The organism is Algoriphagus sp. (assembly GCF_029254265.1).
In the GTDB taxonomy this organism is placed as follows: Bacteria; Bacteroidota; Bacteroidia; order Cytophagales; family Cyclobacteriaceae; genus Algoriphagus.
Genome location: NZ_JAQWXX010000049.1, coordinates 1 through 16,389, shown reverse-complemented (window position 1 = coordinate 16,389; position 16,389 = coordinate 1). Strand labels below are relative to the sequence as shown.

The following is a 16,389-nucleotide window of genomic DNA, read 5'->3' as shown; positions in this document are numbered from 1 at the left end:
CGAATTAATCGCTCCCAGAACAAAGACACCATCTTCAATAATCTAATCATCAGAATGGTAAAAGCAGATAAAATGTATATCTCAAATATGATATGATGTTAAGCGGACACCTCTATTATTTTTAATAACTGATTCGATTTCTAATTTTCTCTCAAGTATAACGTTTGATATCGCAGAGAAATACCTGTTTATTTTATTTAACAACTCTTTGATTAATTCCCCTGTTTTATTGTCATTTGTGCAAAACAAGTCAATTGACATATTGATACTTTCTGTGCTATTTTTACCATAAAAACATAAAATGTTTTCATTCGTCAGTTCTACGTGATCTATCCAACTCCATTCAATAGCAAATTTGATGTCAGGAGATTTCATGAAACCTGAAGTTTCTTCAGAATAAACAGCGATAATACCCACTTCAGAAATTATTACTGATCTATAGTGGTTTCTATCTTCTACAAAGAAACTCTCTGATTTAACGAAATTTTCGTTATAAAATATTAGAAAAAACTTACTTTCAAGAGATAAGATTTCCGGATCATCTTCCTTAAAAACAGAATTAACTTTATTAATAATCCGATTTAATTCCTTTTTTCCAATTTTTGATGTCCCATGTTCGTCAGAGTCATATACCTTTCCGAAGAATTTAGGTTTAGAAAAAAAATTAGAGAATTTACTAATTAGATCTTCATTAATAAAAATTATCAGTTCGTTCATGCTTTTATATTCCAGATTGTCAAAAAACTCTTTGTACGGTGAGTAGTCTGTTTTTATTATTTTTTTAATCAAAATATCACTTATTAATTCAAGGCGCTATATCAATTCACAACCGTCCCAATTCCCTACATAACTGTAGCTTCTTAACCACAAAAAATCTTTACCCTTACTTCATATCCTTGATTGCTGGTATTTACTATAATGCTTTCTGAAGTATAGCTTGGAAATAAACTTAGTTTTTCCCGGATCATTTTGATTCCTTTGGATTCATGAGTTTTATTTGATTGCTGTATTCCGGTACCGTTGTCCTTGACGATACATAGCAATTGGTTTCTAGTTAGGAGTTCATAACTGATCGTGAGCTCTGGGTTTGGGTGATCTACAGCAAAGGCATGATTGAATACATTCTCAACCAGGGGTTGAATGATCATGGGCGGAATAAGCAAGTCCTGTTTTTGATCCAAAGCATTGCCTTTGATTTCCCACTTCACTCGATTATCCATTCGGATATTTTCTACCTCAATGTAGCTTTTCAGGTAAGCGGTCTCCTCCTCCAGGCTGACTTGGCTTTTACTACTTTGGTCTAAGGTGCTTCGAATAAGCTTACTGAATTTGCCCAAGTATTCCAGTGCCTGTGGGGTGTCTTTTTTCAGGATATAATATTGAATGCTATTGATCGCATTGAAGATGAAATGAGGGTTCATCTGGGATTGCAAGGCTTCCAGCTTAATTTCTGCAAGCCGTTGATTCAGCATGGATTTACTTTTTACCTGACTCATTCTGACTTTGTAGATCAGTAAAATGAAAACTACCAGAAGAATCCCAGTCAAAAATATAAACCATCCTTGCAAGTAGTAGGGTTTGGAAATAGAAAATAGCAGTAAGGTAGATTTGGACATCTTCCCGGAAAAAAGATCTTGAGCCTCCACCTCCAAAGTATAATTCCCTGGAGGTAAATAAGGGAGTTCTAGCAAAGTTTCCTCACTAAACTCAGTCCATTCTGCCTCTGGTTTAAGCCGGTAGCGGTAACGGAATTTTCCTTCGCTGAAATTATTTTTTGGCTGAAACCGAATGGATAAAGAGTTTTCATGTGAATTTAAATCCAAGCCTTCACCTTGATAGACAAACCATCGAAAGTCCGCAGTATTTGTTTTCTTTCCATTCACCTTGAGTTCAGTGATGGAGAGTTGGACAGGTGGATATTCTCTAGCAATCAAATCAGGAAGGTCTAGGATGTAAATCCCCTGGTCCAATCCGACATATAACTTTTCTCCAATCCGCTTGGCTGTTCTATAGATCCTATTAAACCCTACTCCTCTTTCAGGCCAAAACCGAATCTCGTCCCCTTGTAAAATATGTAATCCTAATTCGGTACCGACAAAAATCACATCCCGATAAGATTCAATAAAAAGAATAGAAGTGCCTTGAAGCTCTTCCTTGGGCCATTTTCTTAAGATTTCAAAGTTGGGCTCTACTCGAATCTTGAATAAATCTCCAAATTCCGTTCCTGCTACTAATTGCCCGTTCCCCAAGTCATGGAGGGTTTTAAACTTTGGTTCTTCCCAAATCCCTTCTTTTTTGTAGGAAAAGAACGCGTCTTCTTCAAAATGATAAAGCCCATGAAATACCGATGCCAGATATGTTCGATTTTCTGTCTTTATGACTTTTGCAATCTGCAAAGGCGTGTTTGGAAGCTCTGGCTCATAATAGGTGTATTCAAAATTTGAAGGATCAGAATAAACCCTGACACCTGCATAAGGATTGGTCTCCAAAAGTTTTCCCTCAGGAGTAAAACCAATACTAAAGGCGTGGACGGGATGGTAGGTTAAGATTTTTCCTTGAAGGTTTAATTCAAATATTCCAATATTAGAATTAGTCCACCATGAATTCCCTTTTTGGTGCAATTCATAAAATTCAATTTCCTCAGCAGGAATTGAAGGGTCCAATTCAAAAAAACCATCTAGGTGTTTAGGGATTTCTTTAGGGAAAATGCTGTAAAATTCTTTTTGCCTTTGTTTAAAGCTAGCAGCAGGAACGATAATCTTTTTCCCGAATGAATCTCGAACTTCAAGCCCCTTACTACTTATAAAAGCTACATGCTGCTGATTACCGGCAATGCCTTTTACTTCGGTCTCCTCAAATGCTTCATAGACGATTGTATTATCCAACCGAATCTGATACAGCCCCTTGTCTTGAGATCCCAAGAAGAGTAATTTTCGTTTTTTATCGACTGCTCCTGACAAAATGAATTTTGAATCAACTCCAAACCATTGATTTAGATTTTTCAGATATCCATCCTGAAGTAAAAACACTCCGCCGTCTTTTGAAAATGTACTTGCGGCAAGCAAATAGTCTTCGTTTTTTAACCCTGCCAGCTTTTGCCAAACAATGGACTGACCCAGGCTGTCTTTAGGAGATTTTCCTAAAAGGAAATCGGAAAGATCAACCTTCTTAACAGATCCTTTATCCGCTAAAAAAAGATCTTTTTCTTTTTGAAAAACTGAATAAACGGGAAGCCAATCATTGATTTTGGAAATCATTGGTGTGCTTCCCTTCAAGTCTAATTCATAGGTTCCGCTTCTGTAGGTTGTAAAAAATAGCCGATTTTCACTTTCAAAAAATCCTGTTGTATAATTCAGGTCATTCTCTCTCCTACTGGTGGGAATAGGCGTGATTTTCAATGTGGCTACATCGGCAATGCTCACCCCATCTTCTGTACCGATAAGCATTTTATCCCCATACGGATAAAATCGCCTGATTCTGTTATCGGTAAGACCATCTTCTTGGGTGAAGACATGAAAGCTTTTTCCGTCAAAAACAGAAACACCACCACCATAGCTCCCAAACCAAAGATTGCCTTCCTGATCTTCTTCTATGGCCCAACAACTATTAAATCCAAGTCCGTCTTCTTCGTAAAAGTTTTGAAAATTCCCATTTTCAAATTTAGAGACCCCATTTTCTGTCCCAATCCATAAAATCCCCCTAGAGTCTACCAATAGCCCTCTGATCGCATTATTTGGTAATCCGTCAGCAGTGGTGAAGTTATAAGAAGGTACTTGCTGAGGAAAAGCTTCGATGCACAGGCATTTAAGCAGAAAAAAACAAAGGGTAAGTCTTTTAATAAAACCCATCTTTCAGATTTGCACTCTTTCTAACTGAAACAGAGATTTTGTCTCCATTTTTGAGAAACATATATCCTTCTTTTTTATCATAGTGATCAAACTTGGTACAATTAGCCAAAATCGAATCATGGATTCTTACGAAAAGATTGCTGGATTCTAATCTATGCTCATAAGTTCCCAAAGATTTGGAAACCATCTTTTTTACTCCTCCTTCTAGATGAAAATTAGTGTAGTTTCCATTTGCTTCGAGATATAGGATATCATTCAAATCAATATATTCATCGATTTCTTGAGATTTAAGCACGATCACTTGATTTTTTTTGAGTTGCTTTTCTAATAACCCTAAAGGGTCTTTCTGGCTTTTTATTTTATTGATGTATCGGGAAATAGATTTATTCAATTCGACGACATCAATGGGTTTAAGTAAGTAGTCAAAAGCCTCACTTTTGATGGCTTCTATGCCATGCTCTTTATGAGCAGTAGTGAAAATCACTTCAAAATCCCGAAATGGGAAGCTTTCAAGAAGAGAAAAACCGTTCTTTTGTGGCATCTGAATATCCAGAAACACCAACTCTGGCTCATGTTTTTGAATGGCTGACAAGGCTTGGTCCACCGAACTGCACTTAGCAAGGATTTCAAATTTGCCAGGAAAATTCATCTCCAAAAGCATTTCCAAAGATTCCAATGCGTGTTTTTCATCATCAACAAGTATCGCCTTTATCATGGTTGTAGACATTGTCCCAAAAAGTTAAATTGAAAAATATCACTTAAAACATTCTTATCAATGTATTAGTGTCGAGAATTTGAGTTTAAGTGAAAAAGTATTTTTCAATCGAGCACATCCAAACTCTGCAAATAATTGATTGGATTTAAATTTTTAGAATCGTTTTCAAACAATCTAATGCAAAAAAAAGCCCTGAATTTCTTCAGGGCTTTGACTATTATAGACTCGCTAGCGTTTCATTTATTGTTTTACTTGGCCTCATCGCTACTGAGGTTAAAGTAACATCAGGCTTATAATATCCTCCGATATCGACAGGTGATCCTTGTGATCCATTTAACTCATTCACAATTTGATCCTCATTATCCTTAAGCATTTTTGCCAATGGTGCGAATCGGGATTTCAACTCCATGTCTTTAGATTGAGCCGCAAGTGCCTCTGCCCAGTATAAAGCTAAGTAGAAATGACTTCCTCTATTGTCTAACTTGCCCACTACCCGAGCTGGAGATTTATCATTTTCCAACCACTTCCCAGTAGCAGCGTCCAAAGTCTCAGAAAGAAGGAGCGCCTTATCATTATGGAATGTTTGTCCCAAATGCTCCAAAGAAACTGCCAATGCCAAAAACTCACCAAGTGAATCCCATCTCAAATGTCCTTCTTCTACAAATTGCTCCACATGCTTAGGTGCAGATCCACCTGCTCCGGTTTCAAACAATCCTCCACCATTCATTAGCGGTACGATTGAGAGCATTTTTGCAGAGGTCCCCAATTCCAAAATCGGAAATAAATCAGTCAAATAATCTCTCAAAACATTACCAGTCACAGAGATTGTATCCATTCCTTCTTTGATCCGGGCTAGGGAGAAGTTAGTCGCTTCCAATGGAGACATGATGTGAATATCCAATCCTTTCGTGTCGTGATCTAGTAAGTAAGTATTGACTTTTTTGATCAACGCGACATCGTGTGCTCGCTCTGGATCCAACCAGAAAACTGCCGGTGTTTGAGATAGTCTCGCCCTAGTGACTGCAAGTTTTACCCAATCCTGAATCGGAGCATCTTTGGTCTGACACATTCTCCAAATATCTCCCGCTTCCACTTCATGAGAAATAACTACTTGCCCCTCTGCATCAATCACATCTACTCTTCCTGCAAAAGGGATTTCAAAGGTCTTGTCATGAGATCCGTACTCCTCAGCTTTTTGAGCCATAAGACCCACATTAGGCACAGTACCCATAGTCGTAGGGTCAAAAGCTCCGTGAGCTTTACAAAAATCAATCGTCGCACTATAAATCCCGGCATAAGATCTGTCCGGAATAACAGCCATTGTATCCTGAGCTTTGCCTTCCTTATTCCACATCTTGCCAGAAGTACGGATCATTGCCGGCATGGATGCATCAATAATCACATCACTTGGCACATGAAGATTAGTAATTCCACGATCAGAATTCACCATTGCCAAATCCGGGCTATCTGCATAGCAGGCATCAATATCAGCTAGTATTTCAGCTTTCTTTTCAGCTGGTAATTTTTCGATACTGGAAAGCAAGTCCCCAAAACCATTATTCACATCAACTCCTACTGACTCTAGAGCTTCAGCATGCTTTTCAAAGACTGGTTCGAAAAATACTTTTACAGCATGTCCAAAAATAATCGGGTCGGACACTTTCATCATGGTGGCTTTCAAGTGAATCGAAAAGAGGACGCCTTCCGCTTTGGCCTCTGCTTTCGCTTTTTTCAAAAAGCTTTTCAAAGCCGAGACACTCAAGGTGGATGCATCGATAATCTCGCTTTCGAGAAGTTTCAGTCCTGTTTTCAAAACTTCTCTTCTACCATCTTCAGCAATCAATTCGATGGAAACAGAAGTTCCTTTTGGTACTAAATAGGATTTTTCACTTCCGTAAAAATCACCTTCTGTCATACTTGACACATGAGATTTGGAATCTGAGCTCCACTTACCCATAGAATGCGGATGCTTTCTCGCATAGGCTTTAACCGCCAAAGGCGCTCTTCTATCCGAGTTTCCTTCTCGTAATACGGGATTCACCGCTGAGCCTTTGATTTTATCATATTTAGCCTTTGCAGTTTTTTCAGCATCAGTTTTTGGTTCTTCTGGATAGTCTGGAAGAGCAAAGCCTTGAGATTGAAGTTCTTTAATTGCTGCTTTCAACTGTGGAACCGAGGCCGAAATATTAGGAAGCTTTACAATATTAGCCTCAGGAGTCTTTGCTATTTCGCCTAATTCGGAAAGGGAATCTGCAACCTGCTGCTCTGGCTTTAAGTATTCAGGAAAGTTTGCCAAAATTCTTCCTGAGAGTGAAATGTCTCTTGTCTCTACTTGCACTCCTGCAGAGCTAGTGAATGCCTGAACAATTGGCAATAAGGAATAAGTAGCAAGTGCTGGCGCTTCATCGGTCAGCGTGTAAAGGATTTTTGGAGTTTGATTACTCATGGTTTTATTCTAATCTAAAAAGAGTTAAAAGCTCGATTTGAGCACTTTTGGGAGATTTAGGAATTCGTTATTCCAGATAACTCACAGCAAAGCGCATTCTTTTCGAGAAAATTCGTGGCTAAAATAAGGAATTTAAATCGGAGACAAATCCCGCTTAAAACAAAGAGTTGGATAAATGATAAAAGTCAGACTTGAATCCTGAATTCATCCGAGTCCATCCAAGCGGGAAATTTTGATCGATACGTATCTAAACCTTCGGCATCCAATTTCACAAATTCGATACAATCATTTTCGCCTAAAAAAAGTAGCTGTTCCCCCTTAAAGTCATAAGCTGCAGAATGTCCGCAATACGAGATGCCATTTCCATCTTCTTCAATACGATTGACTCCGATTGAATAGGATAGATTTTCAATAGCTCTTGCTGGCAGAAGAGCATCCCATGCTCCAACTCTGGCTGCTGGCCAAGAAGCAACATAAAAAACCAAATCATACGCTAGCCCATCAGGACTGTTTGTGTTTCTTGACCAAACTGGAAAGCGAAGATCATAACAAATCTGAGGACAGATTTTCCAACCCTTGAGTTGAAAAATGGGTAATGATGATCCCATTGAAAAAACATCATCCTCTCCAGCCATCCTGAATAAATGTCGCTTGTCGTAATGCGACACTTTCCCTTCCGGACTGACCCATAAAAGTCTGTTGTAAAATTTACCCTGATCCTGAATGATCACACTACCTGTAAGTGTTGCTCCTGTTTGAGCGGCCATTTGTTTCATCCATTTGCTCACTCCAAGATTCATAGGCTCAGCCAATTCCTTGGCATCCATACTAAATCCGGTAGGAAACATTTCAGGTAAAATAATCAGGTCCGGAGAGCTTTTCATCCCCCAGATTTTCTCCTCCAGCATCGCAAGGTTTGCTACTTTATCTTTCCAATAAAGAGGTGTCTGAACCAGCGCAATGTTTAAGAAGGGGGATTTACTCATTTAACGGGGTAGATCATTCGGTAATCAGTGGAAACTTTACCTTTACTTACGTCTATCAACTTGGACTGGACCAGGCGCTTTTTTAATCCTTTCAGGTAATCCACAAAAAGAATCCCTTCCAAATGATCGTATTCGTGCTGAATAACTCTTGCAGTCATTCCTGAGAACTCCTCCTCTTTCAGATTCCAATTTTCATCGTAATATTCAATGGTGAGTTTTTCAGGGCGAATAATTTCAGCACGTACCTCGGGAATACTCAAGCAACCCTCTTCAAAACTATAGGCATCACCGTATTCATCCAAGATAATCGGATTAATAAAGGCTCTTCGGATTCCTTTTTCAGTATCCTCCTCGTCAAGCATCAGACTGCTGTCGATGACAAAAAGTCGAATTCCTTGATTGATTTGGGGAGCGGCCAAGCCCACTCCACTTGCATGGTCCATGGTGGCATACATGTCTTTGATCAGGGAGTCTATATTTGTTCCTTCTCCAATTTCTTCGGCTTCCTTTTTCAAAATCGGATTACCAAAAGCCACTATAGGATAAATCATTGTCTTTCTAAATAGGATTGTAGGATGATCGCAGCGCTAACTTTATCAAGGTTTCCTGCTTTTTCTTTTCTGTCTTTCTTTTTACTTCCCATCGCTATCATGCTTTGCATGGCCATTTTGGAAGTGAACCGCTCATCGATTAGTTCAATTTTTTTGTCAGGGAAGAGCTTCTCTAATTGACCTTTCATAGCCATGACTTTTGGGGTCATTTCATTATCAGCCCCATTTAGACGAGTAGGATATCCCAATACCAACGTATCAACATCTTCTTTGATACAATAGCTTTTGAGATAAGAAATCAAAGTTGTGGTAGGAATTGTTTCCAGTGGATTCGCCAGTATTTTCAACGAATCGGTAACAGCTAGCCCCGTTCTTTTGGTTCCCAGATCTATAGCAAGTATTCTGGGCATTAGTTGGTTTTGATTTTTTTACGGATTTGCCGAAGAACTTCCCGCTCCAGTTCTACTGCTTTGGGAAAAAGTAATTCGTCTTCAATTTTAGCATGGATATGAAGCTCTCGCTCGAAATTTTGAAGTTCGTGATAGAGAACCTTCATTGGAAGTGGCGCATCTTCTTTTAGAAAATAATCAGAAGTAAGCTTTCGGATTCCTTCCATTTCATCGTCATGGACTTCATGTTGATCAGCCAAATTGCTGATCGGCTCCTGCTCTAAAATAATCAGGGCATCATGGATGGAAAAAAGATCCAACTCAATATCCTGGAGCAATTCGATTCGCTTAAACAGCCTACTTTCTTCCTCATGGATATGGTGTATAAAATCCTCCACAAAAAGAGGAAACATAATTCTCAAATCTGCGATTAACGGACCAAAATCAGGTTCTCCGCTAATTCCTGAAATCAAATTTGAAAGAAAAGGCAACTCTTGGCGAACAAAGTAATAATGCTTCTTCTTTAAATAGGCGACTAAAACTTCAATCGGGTTTAAGAATAATTCTTCGCTGGAAGGTTCCTGCTGCAAGGCCCATGCCTCCAACTCTGCTATCAGTTGGCTTGCATGAACACGGTGTTTTTTACAGACTTCCTCCAGCGACTGAGTAGGATATTGATAAAAACTAATCCCGAAATAATGGAGCACAGCAGCAAAGACATAGTTTTCAGAAACTAAATCTCCCACAAGGGCTTTTTCGAAATCATTTGGAGAACGCATGTACAAAAATAATTTTTTTTAACATAAAAAAGGGGATTAATTTGGTCCAATATCTGTTCCCCCCGTACAAAGATTTGCTAGCTTTATCAAAAGACTTTTTTAACAGAAACTCTTTTAGTCTAGTTTAGTATCTATTATAAGTTGAATTTCAACAGAAAAAGAAAAACCGTGAGCGAGAAGAAAAACACTAAATCACAGATCCGACTTCCAATAATCTTAGCTTTAGCCATATCAGCAGGCATCTGGATCGGGGCGACATTTGCTGAGCCAAAAGGAAACCAAAATGATCTTAGAGCTGCCATGTACAAGCTTCAGGAGATCATGACCTACATCAATCGAGATTATGTTGATAGCGTGGACACCAATGAACTCGTTGAATACGGCATCACCAAAATGCTCGAAAATCTGGATCCACACTCCAGCTATATTCCTGCCCGAGATGCTTCCCTGGCTCAGTCACAGCTCGATGGTGAGTTTGATGGAATTGGAGTAGAATTCGGGATTATTCGAGACACTATCTATGTAGTGGCTCCTTTGACAGGAGGTCCTTCAGAGGCTTTGGGAATTCAGTCAGGCGATCAGATCATCGCTGTAGATGATAAGACTGTAGCAGGAATTGGAATCACCAACCGTGATGTGTTTGAATACCTTCGAGGCCCTAAGGGGTCAAAAGTAAATGTAGATATCAAGCGAAAAAATCAGAAAGATTTGATCCGCTATGAAATCACCCGAGACAAAATACCTCAATACAGTATCAATGCTTCATACATGGTCAATGATGAAGTGGGGTACATCAAAGTCACTCGATTTGCAGCGACTACTTATGAAGAATTTCAGCAATCCTTGAACCAGCTAAAAGCGCTTGGGATGAAGAAATTGATCATTGATTTGCAGTCAAACCCAGGAGGATACATGGGAGCAGCTATCAACATGGCTGATGAATTATTGTCTGACCGCTCAGTCATCGTGTCTCAAGAAGGTAAAGTGAAAGAGTTTAATCAAAAAGCTGTCGCTTTCAAACCAGGAATGTTTGAAAGTGGTCCAGTAATCGTATTGATGAATGAAGGATCGGCTTCGGCCTCCGAGATTTTGGCAGGTGCTATTCAGGACAATGATCGAGGCCTAATTGTAGGAAGAAGATCATTTGGAAAAGGTCTAGTTCAAATGCCAATTGACTTGTCAGACGGTGCCGAATTAAGATTGACTATTGCTAGATATTATACACCTTCAGGAAGATCCATCCAGAAACCTTACGGCGAAAATTATGAGGCATATGAAAGAGACTGGATTGAAAGATATGAGCATGGTGAATTCTTTTCTGCAGATAGTATCAAATTCAATGACAGCTTAAAGTATGAAACTAAAAAAGGCCGTACAGTCTATGGAGGAGGTGGTATCATGCCAGATTACTTTGTGGGATTGGACACAACCATGAACAGTGCTTACGTTAGTAGACTCTTTAACTCTGACGCCACTCGGGAATTCATCTTGGACTATGTAAATGAGAATAAATCCAAGTTTGCAAACATGGATTTGGAAGAATATTACACGTCTTATACTGTGACAGATCAGATGTTAAAAAAGGTCACCGAATATGGCACAAAAAATAAGGTCGAGTTTGACGCAAAGGATTTTGGTAAGTCGAAAGAATATCTAAGAATTCTAATGAAAGCACATCTTGGCAGACAGCTTTATGACGATAATGCTTTCTACAAAGTAGTCAACGACATCAATGAAGTTTATATACAAGCTTTAAAGTTATTTGGGGAGGCCGAGCGAATTGCATTGGCAACTGACTTGACCCCATCGAATGAGGAATAAAGAAATCTAAATCCCTAGATTTAAAGAGCAGCACGAAAGTCCTGCTCTTTTTTTATAAAAATGTTTCAAACCTGATCAAAAATCCTAACCTTAGAAATCATTTAAACCCAAAGGAAATCTATGAAAGCGCTATTCACTCTTCTTTTTATTGGAATAACTATGACAACTTTTGCTCAAATAAAAGTCAACCACATCGCAGTACATGTAAGTAAGCTAAAACCCAGTATGGAATTTTATGAAAACATTGTGGGTCTAAAAGCCATTGAAGAACCATTTAAAGATGGGCTTCATGCCTGGTATGATATCGGAGGTGGAGCTGCACTACATCTGATCGAGGCGCCAAATGTACCTACTGAAATATCCAAGGTGAATCACCTTTGCTTTAGCATGAAAGACATGGATGCCTTTATTCAAACCTTAAAGGATACCAATTATCCTTTTGAAAGCTGGCAAGGTGAAAAAAGTAAAGTCACCATTCGAGTAGATGGTATTCGTCAGATTTACATTCAAGATCCTGATGGCATGTGGCTGGAGATTAACGATGATTTTTGAAATTGAGCTATCAGAATAAAATTTTAGAAAAGTAAAAAACCCGAAGTTTGACTTCGGGTTTTTTACTTTTGATTAGTTTTGATATAAAGCCTGAGGCCAATGATCGTTTCCAAGATTAATGTCCGGAAGAATTTTATCAGGATCAATGGTGACTCCTTTTATCACTTTAGTCGTTTTGATGAGGTGATTCCATGTGTCTCCTCGTTGCCAGATTTCTACTGGGAGCATTTGTCGCTCCGTGGTACCATTTTCAAAGGTAATTTCGATCAATACAGGCATTGGGATTTCTCCTTTATTTGAAAGAACTGCCACATAGTTTCCAGCATAAGGAATTACCCCATTGATTCCCAAATCAATATTCCCGGTACCATAAAACCATCCCTGCCAAAACCAGCTTAAATTTTCTCCAGCAACATTTTCGATGTGATTGAAGAAGTCTTGAGGGAGTGGATGCTTATAGGCCCAAGTGTTAATGTAGGATTTGAATGCGTTGTCAAATCGCTCCGGACCTAGAATGTATTCGCGCAGCATCAACAATCCCATTCCCGGTTTATTGTATGCGATCATCCCCAAATTACCAACATTTGAGACATCTGGATAGGTATCGATTCCTTCCCGGGCTTCATTAGTGAAATAATTCAAATAGCGACGGGTCTCATTCAAGTTGGAAGGAAACTCCCCATTATTGAAAGCATTGGAGCTGTAATGGTTAATAAAAGTGTTAAAACCTTCATCCATCCAGGCGTATCTTCTTTCATTGGAACCAACGATCATCGGAAACCAATTGTGGCCAAACTCATGATCGGTCACTCCCCATAGTCCAGCTCCTTTAGAGTTGTAAGAGCAGAAATTCAAGCCTGGATATTCCATACCCCCGATATCTGCCTCAACATTCGTAGCTGAAGCATAAGGGAATTCATACCACATTTCGGAATAATGCTCAATCGAAGCTTTACTGTATTCTGTAGATCTAGTCCATGCTCCTACGCCATCAGACTCTTTTGGATAGACCGATTGTGCTAAGGCAGTTTTCCCGCTAGGAAGGTTAATTTTAGCAGCATCCCAGATAAAGGCTCTCGAAGTAGCAAATGCCACATCTCTGGAGTTTTCAATTTGAAAGTGCCAGGTAACCGTTCCATCCTGTTTTGGTCTTGTCAGTTCAGTATTTTTGATTTCCTCTGGACTGATCAAATACACTGTCTCATCACTCGCCTGAGCTTTTTCGTATCGATTTTGAAGTTCCTTGGAAAGAACTTCTTTTGGATTCATTAGTTTTCCGGAGCCAACTACAATATGATCATAGGGTACAGTTACCTTGTAATCGAAGTTACCATACTCCAAGTAAAACTCACCTGCTCCCAAATAAGGCTACACATTCCATCCTTCAACATCATCAAAAACGGCCACTTTTGGATACCACTGAGCAAAAGCATAAATCCAGCCGTCTTCCACCTGCAATCGGCCCATGCGGTCCATTCCTTCTTGAGGAACTTTGAAAGAGAAATTCATCGAAATGGTTGCCTTTCCGCCCTTTGCAGGAATCGGCTCAGCAAACCAAACCTGCATCCGAGTATCATTGACCAAATACTTAGATGAGTTTGCACCCTTGGAGCCAACCTTGGCTGTAAGGTTAGTCACTTCATAACCCCCATCAGTGTCGCCATTGTAGCGATTACCTTGAATCGGAGTGGTCAGTGTACCTCTGGAATCTGCTGTAAATCGGTTTTGCTCCATTTGCAACCAAACAAAGTCCAAGGCCTCAGGGCTATTGTTCGTGTAAGAGATGGTGACTTTTCCGCTTAAGACATGATTCTCATCATTTAAGCTCACTTCAATCTGATAGTCTGCAGCATTTTGCCAATAGCCTACTCCGGGCTTACCAGATGCAGCTCTAAAATAGGACCCTTTACGATCCATGAATTCGCCAAAGTCCTTTTGATTGTTTTCTCTAGCCTCTTGGGCTACGACTTTGTTGATCCCTGTAAAACTTAATCCGCCTAGGATTAAGAACATCATTATATTTTTTCTCATATCAATTTTTTTCAACCCTTAAAAATACGTAATCGTGAGGTACAAGCACTGTTTTTTTCTATCAATGGAAGGCCCTTTAACCAATTTTTAGAAAAAAGACAATCTTGGATTACGGGATATTTCCTACCACTTTTGAGCCTTGAAACAATGAATGGAAATGAAAACCATCACCGGATTTGCTTTTGGGTTATTCTTCTCCCAAGCCGTTATCGCTCAAAATGACACCACCTCCACCAAGCTAGATGAAATAATAATTCAAGAAAATCGGATTCAAATCCCTTTTTCCAAGCAAAGTAGAAATATTACCATCGTAGATAAATTCCAGTTGGAAACTACTCCAGCGAGGAGCCTTCAAGAAGTATTAGTCTTTGTACCTGGAGTGGACGTTAGACAACGAGGGGTCACCGGAGTACAGGCTGATATTGGGATTCGTGGGGGATCTTTTGAGCAGACTTTAATGCTACTTAATGGAATCAAACTCTCTGACCCACAGACAGGGCACCACATGATGAATATTCCGGTACCCATGGTGAATATCGATAGGGTGGAAGTTTTGAAAGGGCCAGCTTCCCGAATCTTTGGCCAGAATGCCTATGCGGGAGCAATCAATGTAATTACTCAACTTTCGGATGAGCGATTTGCCCGAATCCAAGGCTATTCAGGTGATTTTGGAATGAAAGGAATCAATTTCGCTGGTTCGCTTCCAACGGGGAATTACAAGCAAAATCTGGCTATATCCTATGATAATTCCAATGGACATCAGTATAATTCCGATTACAAGGTCAGCAACTATTTCTATGAAGGAGGACTAGATCTAAATGAAAAAAATTCCCTTCGAGGTATGATCGCATACGCCGACCGGACTTTTGGAGCAAATGGATTTTACACAAGCGCTTTTCCCGACCAGTGGGAAAGCATTCAGACAACTTTAGCTTCCCTGAGTCATACCATTTCATTGGAAAAGTTTAGACTTAATACCCGAGGCTATTGGAGAAAGAATATCGATGAATTCAGACTTCGACGAAACGAACCTGAGTTTTTCCAGAATAATCACACTACAGATGTATTTGCACTAGAAGCTAACGGGAGCTTTGAAAGCAATCTAGGAACTACAGGTCTTGGATTGGAGACTAGAAAAGAATCCATTGAAAGCAACAATCTTGGAAACAGGGAGCGAAATCTAACGGGAATTTTCTTGGAACAACTAGTCAATCTAGGATCAAAAGTAGATCTCCGAGGCGGAATCTATTCCAACTACTATTCAGAATATGGCTGGAAGCATTTCCCTGGGGCTGAAGTAGGCTTTCAAGCAAATCAAAACCTTCGATTCTATTCAGGCTACGGAGTGAGTTATCGAATCCCCACTTACACGGACCTTTATTACATCGGCCCTACGAATATTGGAAATGATCAATTGGTGCCGGAAGAGGCTCAGAATGTAGAATTCGGAGCGAAATATTCCCAAGGAAACCTTAGTGCTGAGGCTGCTTATTTCATCCGCTCTACAGACAATCTGATCGAATGGACTAGACCTAATGAGGCTACGCCTTGGCAGCCACAAAATTTCAATAAAGTAGATTTTAAAGGATTGGAAATCTCCATGAACTATCGCGTAAACCCAAGCGGGAAAATCCTACAAATCAAAGAGCTAAATCTTTCCTACAACTATATCGATGCATCGCTGGCTACCCAGCCGGGCATAGAAACTCGCTATGCTTTGACTGCTTTGAAGAATCAGACAATTGGAGGTGTTCTGCTAGGTGTTGGATCAAAGACAGAATGGAATACGAAAGTCAGAAATGTGGAGCGAATGGGACAGGACCCATATTTCCTTTTAGATATGCGAGTGGATTACAATCGTACTGGCAAAATTGGATTCTTTGCAGAAGCTTCGAATATCACCAACACAGATTATATCGAAGCTGGGACTGTCCAAATGCCGGGAAGGTGGTTTAGGGCGGGATTTATGTTGAATTTGGAGTAGGTAGTCGAAAGCTTTTTTCCACCATATAAAATTAAGTCCTCATGCTCAAGGGATTGCTTAATAAGGCTAAAAAAAAGAAGGGCAAAATTTGTCTTATTTGAATTTCAAATTACCTTTGCATTCCCTTTAGCAAGGAAGGGAATAATAGATGGGAGTTTAGCTCAGCTGGTTCAGAGCATCTGCCTTACAAGCAGAGGGTCGGGGGTTCGAATCCCTCAACTCCCACATCTTACTCGTTAAATTAAGTTTTAACTACCAATTTTCTTGGGAGTTTAGCTCAGCTGGTT

Annotated in this window: 11 protein-coding genes, 1 tRNA gene and 2 pseudogenes; 5 read left to right on the top strand and 9 right to left on the bottom strand. The window is 39.6% G+C overall.

Going from position 1 to position 16,389, the window contains the following annotated elements; translation table 11 throughout:
• Positions 1-96, top strand: a pseudogene (locus P8O16_RS07615) (IS1595 family transposase); the annotation flags it as partial.
• Here P8O16_RS07615 and P8O16_RS07610 read toward each other — a convergent pair.
• The 8 genes from P8O16_RS07610 to P8O16_RS07575 all read right to left on the bottom strand — a co-directional run bounded on the left by P8O16_RS07610 (position 82) and on the right by P8O16_RS07575 (position 9,714).
• Positions 82-717: a hypothetical protein gene (locus tag P8O16_RS07610; RefSeq protein ID WP_300312807.1), complete on the bottom strand. Its 636-nt coding sequence runs from the start codon at positions 715-717 to the stop codon at positions 82-84. The pseudogene P8O16_RS07615 and the gene P8O16_RS07610 overlap by 15 nt on opposite strands.
• A 143-nt stretch (positions 718-860) precedes the next feature.
• Positions 861-3,848: a histidine kinase gene (locus P8O16_RS07605; RefSeq protein ID WP_300312804.1), complete on the bottom strand. Its 2,988-nt coding sequence runs from the start codon at positions 3,846-3,848 to the stop codon at positions 861-863.
• Positions 3,835-4,563 carry a LytTR family DNA-binding domain-containing protein gene (locus P8O16_RS07600; RefSeq protein WP_300312802.1) on the bottom strand — a complete coding sequence of 243 codons (729 nt, stop codon included), beginning with the start codon at positions 4,561-4,563 and terminating at the stop codon, positions 3,835-3,837. Before P8O16_RS07600 ends, P8O16_RS07605 begins: the two co-directional genes overlap by 14 nt.
• Positions 4,564-4,780: 217 nt before the next feature.
• The gene (locus tag P8O16_RS07595; protein WP_300312800.1) at positions 4,781-7,009 is read right to left on the bottom strand and encodes an NADP-dependent isocitrate dehydrogenase; all 2,229 of its coding nucleotides are present in this window, start codon (positions 7,007-7,009) and stop codon (positions 4,781-4,783) included.
• Between the two features lie 185 nt (positions 7,010-7,194).
• Positions 7,195-7,995 carry an amidohydrolase gene (locus P8O16_RS07590; RefSeq protein WP_300312797.1) on the bottom strand — a complete coding sequence of 267 codons (801 nt, stop codon included), beginning with the start codon at positions 7,993-7,995 and terminating at the stop codon, positions 7,195-7,197.
• Positions 7,992-8,546: a peptide deformylase gene (def, locus tag P8O16_RS07585; RefSeq protein ID WP_300312795.1), complete on the bottom strand. Its 555-nt coding sequence runs from the start codon at positions 8,544-8,546 to the stop codon at positions 7,992-7,994. Before def ends, P8O16_RS07590 begins: the two co-directional genes overlap by 4 nt.
• Positions 8,543-8,956: a Holliday junction resolvase RuvX gene (gene ruvX / locus P8O16_RS07580; protein WP_300312792.1), complete on the bottom strand. Its 414-nt coding sequence runs from the start codon at positions 8,954-8,956 to the stop codon at positions 8,543-8,545. Before ruvX ends, def begins: the two co-directional genes overlap by 4 nt.
• The gene (locus P8O16_RS07575) at positions 8,956-9,714 is read right to left on the bottom strand and encodes a hemerythrin domain-containing protein (RefSeq protein ID WP_300312789.1); all 759 of its coding nucleotides are present in this window, start codon (positions 9,712-9,714) and stop codon (positions 8,956-8,958) included. The genes ruvX and P8O16_RS07575 overlap by 1 nt, the downstream gene beginning before the upstream one ends.
• A gap of 168 nt (positions 9,715-9,882) precedes the next feature.
• On the opposite strand from P8O16_RS07575, the gene P8O16_RS07570 reads away from it, so the two are divergent.
• Positions 9,883-11,535, top strand: coding sequence for a S41 family peptidase (locus P8O16_RS07570; RefSeq protein WP_075349916.1), 1,653 nt, complete (start codon positions 9,883-9,885; stop codon positions 11,533-11,535).
• A gap of 120 nt (positions 11,536-11,655) precedes the next feature.
• On the top strand, positions 11,656-12,087 hold the full coding sequence (locus tag P8O16_RS07565) for a VOC family protein (protein ID WP_075349848.1): 432 nt from the start codon (positions 11,656-11,658) through the stop codon (positions 12,085-12,087).
• Positions 12,088-12,159: 72 nt separating this feature from the next.
• Here the strand turns inward: P8O16_RS07565 and P8O16_RS07560 are convergent.
• Positions 12,160-14,100, bottom strand: a pseudogene (locus P8O16_RS07560) (M1 family metallopeptidase).
• A 175-nt stretch (positions 14,101-14,275) separates the two neighbouring features.
• Between P8O16_RS07560 and P8O16_RS07555 the strand changes: the two are divergent.
• Both P8O16_RS07555 and P8O16_RS07550 read left to right on the top strand, forming a co-directional pair.
• Entirely contained in the window at positions 14,276-16,102 is a 1,827-nt protein-coding gene (locus P8O16_RS07555) for a TonB-dependent siderophore receptor (RefSeq protein ID WP_300312782.1), read from the top strand.
• A 150-nt stretch (positions 16,103-16,252) separates the two neighbouring features.
• A tRNA-Val gene (locus tag P8O16_RS07550) sits at positions 16,253-16,327 on the top strand.
• Positions 16,328-16,389 lie beyond the last annotated feature (62 nt).

What these genes read in the sequence shown, in the direction of transcription:
- P8O16_RS07595 (WP_300312800.1), bottom strand. Translation starts at nt 7,009, where the DNA reads ATGAGTAATCAAACTCCAAAAATCCTTTACACGCTGACCGATGAAGCG.
- P8O16_RS07565 (WP_075349848.1), top strand. Translation starts at nt 11,656, where the DNA reads ATGAAAGCGCTATTCACTCTTCTTTTTATTGGAATAACTATGACAACT.
- P8O16_RS07605 (WP_300312804.1), bottom strand. Translation starts at nt 3,848, where the DNA reads ATGGGTTTTATTAAAAGACTTACCCTTTGTTTTTTTCTGCTTAAATGC.
- P8O16_RS07600 (WP_300312802.1), bottom strand. Translation starts at nt 4,563, where the DNA reads ATGATAAAGGCGATACTTGTTGATGATGAAAAACACGCATTGGAATCT.
- P8O16_RS07610 (WP_300312807.1), bottom strand. Translation starts at nt 717, where the DNA reads ATGAACGAACTGATAATTTTTATTAATGAAGATCTAATTAGTAAATTC.
- P8O16_RS07590 (WP_300312797.1), bottom strand. Translation starts at nt 7,995, where the DNA reads ATGAGTAAATCCCCCTTCTTAAACATTGCGCTGGTTCAGACACCTCTT.
- ruvX (WP_300312792.1), bottom strand. Translation starts at nt 8,956, where the DNA reads ATGCCCAGAATACTTGCTATAGATCTGGGAACCAAAAGAACGGGGCTA.
- def (WP_300312795.1), bottom strand. Translation starts at nt 8,546, where the DNA reads ATGATTTATCCTATAGTGGCTTTTGGTAATCCGATTTTGAAAAAGGAA.
- P8O16_RS07575 (WP_300312789.1), bottom strand. Translation starts at nt 9,714, where the DNA reads ATGCGTTCTCCAAATGATTTCGAAAAAGCCCTTGTGGGAGATTTAGTT.
- P8O16_RS07555 (WP_300312782.1), top strand. Translation starts at nt 14,276, where the DNA reads ATGAAAACCATCACCGGATTTGCTTTTGGGTTATTCTTCTCCCAAGCC.